The following is a 6,532-nucleotide window of genomic DNA, read 5'->3' as shown; positions in this document are numbered from 1 at the left end:
GCTAAAGAAAGCCGCTGATTTGATCCCCCTGGGGGCGGGGGAGCCAGTGACGATCGAGGCCCTGCCGACCAAAATCTTTGATATACTCTCAAGGACACAAATTAGCCTTTCTTCAAAGTCCGGCGCGCGCATTCCGATTACCCGTCACGGCAACGGCGCACAAAGCCTTGCAGTGATCTGCCTATTCGACGCATTCCTGCAAAGCCGGTTGGAATCGTCATACGGTGAACATGCCGAACCATTACTGGCGCTGGAAGAGCCGGAGGCTCATCTGCACCCGTCTGCCGCGAAAGCAGTAGGTACGATGCTGCAGACGCTATCGGGCCAAAAGATCATCACGACCCACTCGGGCGATCTGCTTGCCGGAGTACCGCTCACCAAGATTCGGCGGCTATCTCGCCGAAACGGTGAAATCCGTGTCCATCAGATCGGCGAAGGCGTCTTCACAAAGGAAGAGCTCCGCAAGCTCGATTACCAAGTCAGATTGTCGCGGGGAAGCTTACTATTTTCCCGCTGCTGGCTGCTTGTCGAAGGCGAGACAGAAGGCACTTTGCTGCCGGAATGCGCTCGAATCCTGGGCTGCGACTTGGACGCCGAGGGAATTTCGTGCATCGAGTTTTCTCAGGTCGGGGTTGAGAAAATTATTAAATTGGCTGATCAACTCGGAATTGCATGGTTTGTGGTGGCTGATAATGATCAAGCTGGCTTGAGCTATGAAACGTCGGCAAAGTCCCAGCTCGACGGCCGGCCTGCATCCGATCATATTAAGGTTCTCGATCATGGTGACATGGAAGTATTTCTCTGCATTGAAGGGTTCGGGTCGATCTATGAGGCCAGTGTTGCTTCGCAGAAATCGTCACAGGTGAAAGCAACCAAGGGAACGTCGTTGTATTGGAAACAAGTCACCGACGCGCAGAGTAAGAATGCTAAGCCACGAAACGCGCTGGCTGTGGTCGATGAGATGGCGAAGCAGGGAAAAGCCGGCGTTCCCACTCTTTTGTCCAACATAATTGGCCAGACTCAAACCCTTGCGCGGAGCAACGGCTGATGGCGCTCAATCTCCACACGCTCAACGAAAACCAGCTTGCCGCAGTCCAGTGGCAGGAGGGTCCGCTTCTGGTGCTTGCTGGCCCTGGGTCCGGAAAAACGCGTGTCCTGACTTTCCGTATTGCCCGGTTGATCGAATCTTCTCCCGGTAGACATTTCAAAATCCTCGGCCTGACGTTCACCAATAAGGCCGCCGCAGAGATGCGGGAACGGATCGAGATTCTCGTGCCCGATGCGAGCGAACGCACGCAGCTCACTACCTTTCATTCGTTTGCAGCCGACATTCTACGCCAGCACGGTCACCACCTCGGTCTAAGGCCGGATTTTACGCTTCTTTCGCAGGATACGGATCGCCACTCCCTGCTAGATGAGGCGATTTCTGATGTGGACCTATCGCAATCGCGGTTGAACGTCACCGGCGAAAGACTGCTGCCCCTCGTGAATCGGTTGATTGAGAATGACATCGCACCGGATATGGCGGCGGATGCACTGTCGCGTGGCTCGCTGGATGAGCCTGAAACGCTGGCTGCGATATACGCGAAATACCGATCGCTCATGATTGCTAACAACACGTTGGATTTCGCAGGCTTGATCGCAGAGGCGCTCAATCTCTTTCGTTCAAGGAGCGGCGTTCAACGGCAGATTCAACGTGTTTATGCCTATATCTGCGTCGATGAATTTCAGGATACTAACCTGACGCAGGCGAAGATATTGCAGCTGCTGGTTAATCCGACGACAAAAAATTTGTTTGTTGTCGCCGACGACGACCAGATTATTTACCAGTGGAATGGCGCCAGCCCTGAGAGGCTTTGGGCACTGCGTTGCGAGTTCGACATGCAGCTGCTGCAGCTGCCGCAAAATTATCGTTGCCCACCGGCGGTTGTGGAATTGGCCAACAAACTAATTGCGCATAATTTCAGTCGTTCGTCCGAGAAAATGGCACTTGTAGCTCACAAGACTACGGTTTCTGGTGACATGATACGCGTGCGTCAATTCGATATGGTGGATGAAGAAATTGTGTGGATTGCTTCCGATATTGCTGCCCGGCCGGCGCCGGCCCGTTCGCGTTGTGTGATACTGGCGCGAACGCGCAAGCTGCTCGATCTCGCTGTCGAAGCTCTGACAGCCAGTGGCCTACCAGGATTTCTTGCGATACGGAAAACAGAATTTGAAAGCGCATCGCTTCGATGGCTTCATGCCATTCTGCGGCTCGCGAACGCCCCAAGCAGCCGCGAGCAGCTTAGCCGGGTCTGTAAGAGTTTCTATTCTTTGGAAGGTATCAACATCGCCGCTAGCGATGTCGTCGCGCATGCCAGCGCGGGAGATGGAAATTATCTTCGCGGCTGGGCGGATGTCGTGCTGGCACGGGAAGGGCTGTCCTCTGATGCTCGTATCCTCGTCAAAGACCTGATCAGCAAGCTCGTTGATCGCCTGGACTTCTGGGCGTTCCTTAAGGATGCGTTCGCTTGGCTAGACGGGTTACCGGACACGAAACCTGACCCGGATGGCGTATTTAACGAATACCACGAAGAGAAGGCGACCTGGCATGACCTCGTGGGAGATGTGTGCGCCCAATACGGGCGCCCAGAAGTGACATTGCATCTGCTGTTGCAGGAATTCGACCTGCGCTCAAAGTCGCCGCCGCCGCCGATGAATGGTATCCCCTGCTATACGATCCATTCCGCTAAGGGCATGGAATTCCACCACGTCTACGTCATGGGCTTAGTCGAGGACCAGTTGCCGAGTTGGGCTGCAATCAAGAAGGGAGATGACAGCCGCGATATGCAGGAAGAGCGCCGGAACTGTTTCGTCGCAATTACGCGTTCGCAAGAAACTCTGACGTTAACTTACTCTCGTAGGGTCAGCGGCTGGGCAAAAACCCCATCCAGGTTCCTTCGTGAAATGCAGCTTATTTGAGGCGCCACTCAGAAGCCAATATCCATCAATTTTGTGTCGCTGAACAATCGCATGTTTCGTCTATCCGCGCTGTTAATCCCAAAGGAGACAGTCTACTTTCGGCCTATCCTGCCTATAATCGAAATCATTGATGGGAGCCGACGAATCGCAGATGTCAATAAGAAAGCAGCTATTTTTTGAATCGCCGCGAATAGATAAATCATTTACGACTGATAATGGGCGCGAATATTCGTAAACTCTGTCAGAAGGCAGCTCCAACATAGCCAACCCTCTCTGATTATTCAAAAGTTTTTGGTGCAGCTTTTTTCAAAAAGCTGCGTTTGTTGTTTCGAAATTTTTTCCTCCCGATATCGACATTTCCCAAAAGTTCCCACCAATTTACATAACAAACCCCGCCCGGCATCGCCGGGCGGGGTTCATCACGTTTGTTACTCCCCGTTTTGCTTACGGCTACGGGACCAGATGAGTGTGTAACCATCGCCGCTTTCATCGTCGAAGAGGTTGGCGTAGATCGGCGCGCTGAAGCTCGGGTCATCCAGCTTGACCGAGATATAATCGCGTCCCTCGGCGGAACGTTTTGACCATCCAGCACCCAGCTCCGCCCTGCCGCAGAATATACGATGGCTAGGTGCGTTGTCGTTGCTGCGGTTGGTTTCAGGCACGATGCGGACATTCTTCGTCTGTACGCTCAAGGTCACAATCTCGCCGTGGATTTCATTGCCGGCTTTCTTGAAGGTTCCGATGGTAGCCATGTCAAATCTCCTGTGCTGTTTCGAGCCCGCGACCATCGCAGCCTCGATGGCGATCTATTGACCGGGGGCACGATCGGCCTGCACCGTGTTCGGCCGTAGCAAAGCGAAGGATGGCGGGGTCTGGCTTTTTTTGAGCGCAGCGTCCGCGAGGAGGCAGCATCGCTGCCGGGGAAAAAAGCCGGAGGCCGCCATTGCAGGAAGGCGATCGTCCTTCGGTCAGATCAGCCAATGAGAGGCCGCGTGGCGCGGCTTGGGACAGGCATTCAGGAGATGTTTGGCGACACTCGAGGTTCTCATCAAAGCGGCATCATCCATGGTGGATGCACGAGACCTGTCTTGCAGACGCAGTTGCGCCATCATGCCGCGTATAACCGGCTGCGTCACCACTGCCCCTGCCCTCGCATCAATGGACAAGCGGATTGGTCGGCACATGGTCATGCGTTTTGCCGTGGAGCGATCATTCTGGCCAAGCGATGAGTCGAGATGCACACCCGACCCTGCCAATCCACGATAATGCCGCGCGAGGGCAACGACTTTTGCGTTCATTCGATACGAAAAACCGGATACACACCGCGACAAACCCCGCCGGTGATGCCGCGCGGGCGAGCATCATGCCGCGGTGAGCGTCTCAATCAGCGGGCAGGCGGCATCGGTTCCCGCATCGCAGCGCTTCACCGCATCCGCCAGCACGCGCTCCATGGCCCGCAAATCAGCAATCCGCGCCCGCACATCTTTCAAATGCGCGGCGGCAAGCTCCCGCACATCTGCGCATGCGTCAGCCCCGGCACCTGACAGGCGCAGCAATTGCCGCACCTCCTCCAGCGTAAACCCCAGCTCCCGCGCGCGCCGCACGAACACAAGGCGGCCGATATCGGCGGTCTCGTACAGCCGGTAACGGCCCCGCCGGCGCGGCTTCGGCAGGATGGCGATTTTCTCATAGAAGCGGATCGTCTCGATCGCACAGCCCGTACGCCGCGCGAATTCCCCGATCGGCATGGCATCTTGCATCACTTGGCGCACGGCAATCTCCATCAGCCCTTGAGTCTGTAGTTACTACAGATGTTAGGAGAGCGGGTAGCCCTTATCGGCGCAATCAGGAGATCACCCGCATGCCGCCAAATTTGAACGAACCAAGCCCGGCCACTGCCGCCCGCCCCCTTCGCGATACAGGGGCCACCTTGCTCACTTTAAGCGGCTTTGCGGCGGCATTCGGGGTCGCCTCCTGCTGCGGTTTGCCTTTCCTGCTGGCGACAATGGGAATCGGCTCCGCCTGGCTGTTCGGTATCGCCTCCCTGGCCGCCCCGCACAGGGGCTCACTACTCGTAGCCGGGGCCATCTGCCTTGCGGGAGGTGCCGCGCTGTTTTGGCGCCGACGGGCGGTTGCTGACGCCTGCGCCCCTGGCGGGCTGTGCGCCAAACCGGCCATGCGCGGCATGACGCTGGTCGCGCTGCTGGCCGGGTTCGCCCTGCTGACGATCGGCTATCTCTATGCGTGAAACATCTGTGATTCTGGAATCAACGCTCACCTGTCCGAATTGCGGCTTCCAGGCGACCGAAACAATGCCGACCGATGCCTGCCAGTATTTCTATGAATGCAAAGGCTGTGGCGTACTGCTGCGCCCCAACCATGGCGATTGCTGCGTGTTCTGCTCCTTCGGCACGGTGCCCTGCCCGCCCATCCAGGCAGCTGACGGTAAAGGCGGGTGCTGCACTCCAGCTTGATGCCACCCAGGCTCGCCTGACGCATCCCGATGGTCACCGCCGTGACGATCGTGGCAATGACCATCATGATAACCATGGATGGAATGGGATAGGTTGAGGCTATCCGCCCCCATTCCCAAAGCTCCACACCGGAATGCCGAGCTTCTTGGCCTTGTCGGCGAGGTTCTCCTGGATGCCGGTGCCGGGAAACGCCATCACGCCAATCGGCAATGCATCCAGCAGCGCGTCATTGCGCCGGAACGGGGCGGCCTTGGCGTGCCTTGTCCAGTCGGGGCGGTAGGCAATCTGCGTGACCTTGCGCGCATCGGCCCAGGCGGCGGCAATGCGCTCGGCACCCTTCGGGCTGCCGCCATGCAGCAGCACCATATCCGGGTGCTTGGCGTGTGCTTTGTCGAGCTTGTCCCAGATCAGGATGTGGTCATTGCATTCCATCCCGCCGGTGAAGGCGATTTTGGGGCCGCAGGGTAGCAACGGAGCAATCTGTGCCTGGCGCTTGGCGGCAATAAAATCCCGGCTATCGATGAGGGACGCGGTCAGCGCCCGGTGGTTGACCATTGAGCCTGAGCGTGGGCGCCAGGCGTTGCGTGTATGGCGTTCAAACTGCTCGGCGGCCTGATCGCGGAAGAATTCCAGGCAATCACGCCGCTCCAGCAATGTCTGCCCCTCCGCCGTCAGCCGTTCAAGTTCGACGGAGCGTATCTCCGAGCCGTCCTGCTCCTTCTGGCTGCGTTTCTGCGCCTGCTCGTTATCGTCGAGCTGCCGCTCGATCCGCCCACCTGCGCGGTGGAACAAATTGACCGTGGCCCAGAGCAGTTCCTCCAGGTCAGGCTCCAGGCGGGTGTCACTCAAGGTAGCGACAAAGGCATCAAAGATGTCGGCGACAGCGCCTGCAATCAGCGGCGCTTCTGGCAAGGGCCGCGGGTCGGGCTCTTCCTGGCCAGGATGGTAGCCATAAAGTTGCAACTCGTTGAGAATATGCGCGGTGGGTGAGGATGCGTGCGGTGGCTCATAGCCGGTATCGTCATAATCGCGGGTCATGGAATGCTCCTGTTTGCCGGAAGCCCGCGCCCATCGCGGCCTTCCATGGCGATCCA

At 57.4% G+C, this 6,532-nt stretch carries 8 protein-coding genes; 4 read left to right on the top strand and 4 right to left on the bottom strand.

Features of this window, described 5'->3' with window-relative positions; genetic code table 11:
- The coding region (locus MXAZACID_RS17095) for an ATP-dependent endonuclease (protein ID WP_008495805.1) at window positions 1-1,048 on the top strand (1,048 nt) is incomplete at its 5' end.
- The gene (locus MXAZACID_RS17090) at window positions 1,048-2,964 is read left to right on the top strand and encodes an ATP-dependent helicase (protein WP_008495804.1); all 1,917 of its coding nucleotides are present in this window, start codon (window positions 1,048-1,050) and stop codon (window positions 2,962-2,964) included. The genes MXAZACID_RS17095 and MXAZACID_RS17090, both read left to right, overlap by 1 nt.
- Window positions 2,965-3,392: 428 nt before the next feature.
- Here MXAZACID_RS17090 and MXAZACID_RS17085 read toward each other — a convergent pair whose 3' ends face one another.
- From MXAZACID_RS17085 to MXAZACID_RS17080, 3 genes are all read right to left on the bottom strand, one after another.
- Window positions 3,393-3,716, bottom strand: a complete 324-nt coding sequence (locus MXAZACID_RS17085; RefSeq protein ID WP_008495803.1) for a DUF736 domain-containing protein — start codon at window positions 3,714-3,716, stop codon at window positions 3,393-3,395.
- Between the two features lie 216 nt (window positions 3,717-3,932).
- A complete protein-coding gene (locus MXAZACID_RS19910) occupies window positions 3,933-4,262 on the bottom strand; it encodes a hypothetical protein (protein WP_205619868.1) in 330 nt (109 codons plus the stop codon).
- A 63-nt stretch (window positions 4,263-4,325) separates the two neighbouring features.
- On the bottom strand, window positions 4,326-4,724 hold the full coding sequence (locus tag MXAZACID_RS17080; protein ID WP_205619867.1) for a helix-turn-helix domain-containing protein: 399 nt from the start codon (window positions 4,722-4,724) through the stop codon (window positions 4,326-4,328).
- 170 nt (window positions 4,725-4,894) lie between these two features.
- On the opposite strand from MXAZACID_RS17080, the gene MXAZACID_RS17075 reads away from it, so the two are divergent.
- Both MXAZACID_RS17075 and MXAZACID_RS18515 read left to right on the top strand, forming a co-directional pair.
- Window positions 4,895-5,212 carry a mercuric reductase gene (locus MXAZACID_RS17075; RefSeq protein ID WP_039885775.1) on the top strand — a complete coding sequence of 106 codons (318 nt, stop codon included), beginning with the start codon at window positions 4,895-4,897 and terminating at the stop codon, window positions 5,210-5,212.
- Window positions 5,205-5,438 (top strand): GDCCVxC domain-containing (seleno)protein, encoded by a 234-nt coding sequence (locus MXAZACID_RS18515; RefSeq protein WP_083878906.1) that lies wholly within the window; start codon window positions 5,205-5,207, stop codon window positions 5,436-5,438. Before MXAZACID_RS17075 ends, MXAZACID_RS18515 begins: the two co-directional genes overlap by 8 nt.
- A gap of 99 nt (window positions 5,439-5,537) precedes the next feature.
- Here MXAZACID_RS18515 and MXAZACID_RS17070 read toward each other — a convergent pair whose 3' ends face one another.
- On the bottom strand, window positions 5,538-6,476 hold the full coding sequence (locus MXAZACID_RS17070; protein WP_039885774.1) for a DUF2493 domain-containing protein: 939 nt from the start codon (window positions 6,474-6,476) through the stop codon (window positions 5,538-5,540).
- Window positions 6,477-6,532: the final 56 nt, after the last annotated feature.

The organism is Acidocella sp. MX-AZ02 (assembly GCF_000306035.1).
GTDB classification, from domain to species: domain Bacteria; phylum Pseudomonadota; class Alphaproteobacteria; order Acetobacterales; family Acetobacteraceae; genus Acidocella; species Acidocella facilis.
Note: the sequence above shows the minus strand (reverse complement) of the source record. Positions and strands in the feature narration are given on the sequence as shown.

Bases quoted from the DNA above. Each gene is read 5' to 3' on its own strand.
- MXAZACID_RS17080 (WP_205619867.1), bottom strand. From the start codon at position 4,724: ATGCAAGATGCCATGCCGATCGGGGAATTCGCGCGGCGTACGGGCTGT.
- MXAZACID_RS17070 (WP_039885774.1), bottom strand. From the start codon at position 6,476: ATGACCCGCGATTATGACGATACCGGCTATGAGCCACCGCACGCATCC.
- MXAZACID_RS17090 (WP_008495804.1), top strand. From the start codon at position 1,048: ATGGCGCTCAATCTCCACACGCTCAACGAAAACCAGCTTGCCGCAGTC.
- MXAZACID_RS17085 (WP_008495803.1), bottom strand. From the start codon at position 3,716: ATGGCTACCATCGGAACCTTCAAGAAAGCCGGCAATGAAATCCACGGC.
- MXAZACID_RS18515 (WP_083878906.1), top strand. From the start codon at position 5,205: ATGCGTGAAACATCTGTGATTCTGGAATCAACGCTCACCTGTCCGAAT.
- MXAZACID_RS19910 (WP_205619868.1), bottom strand. From the start codon at position 4,262: ATGAACGCAAAAGTCGTTGCCCTCGCGCGGCATTATCGTGGATTGGCA.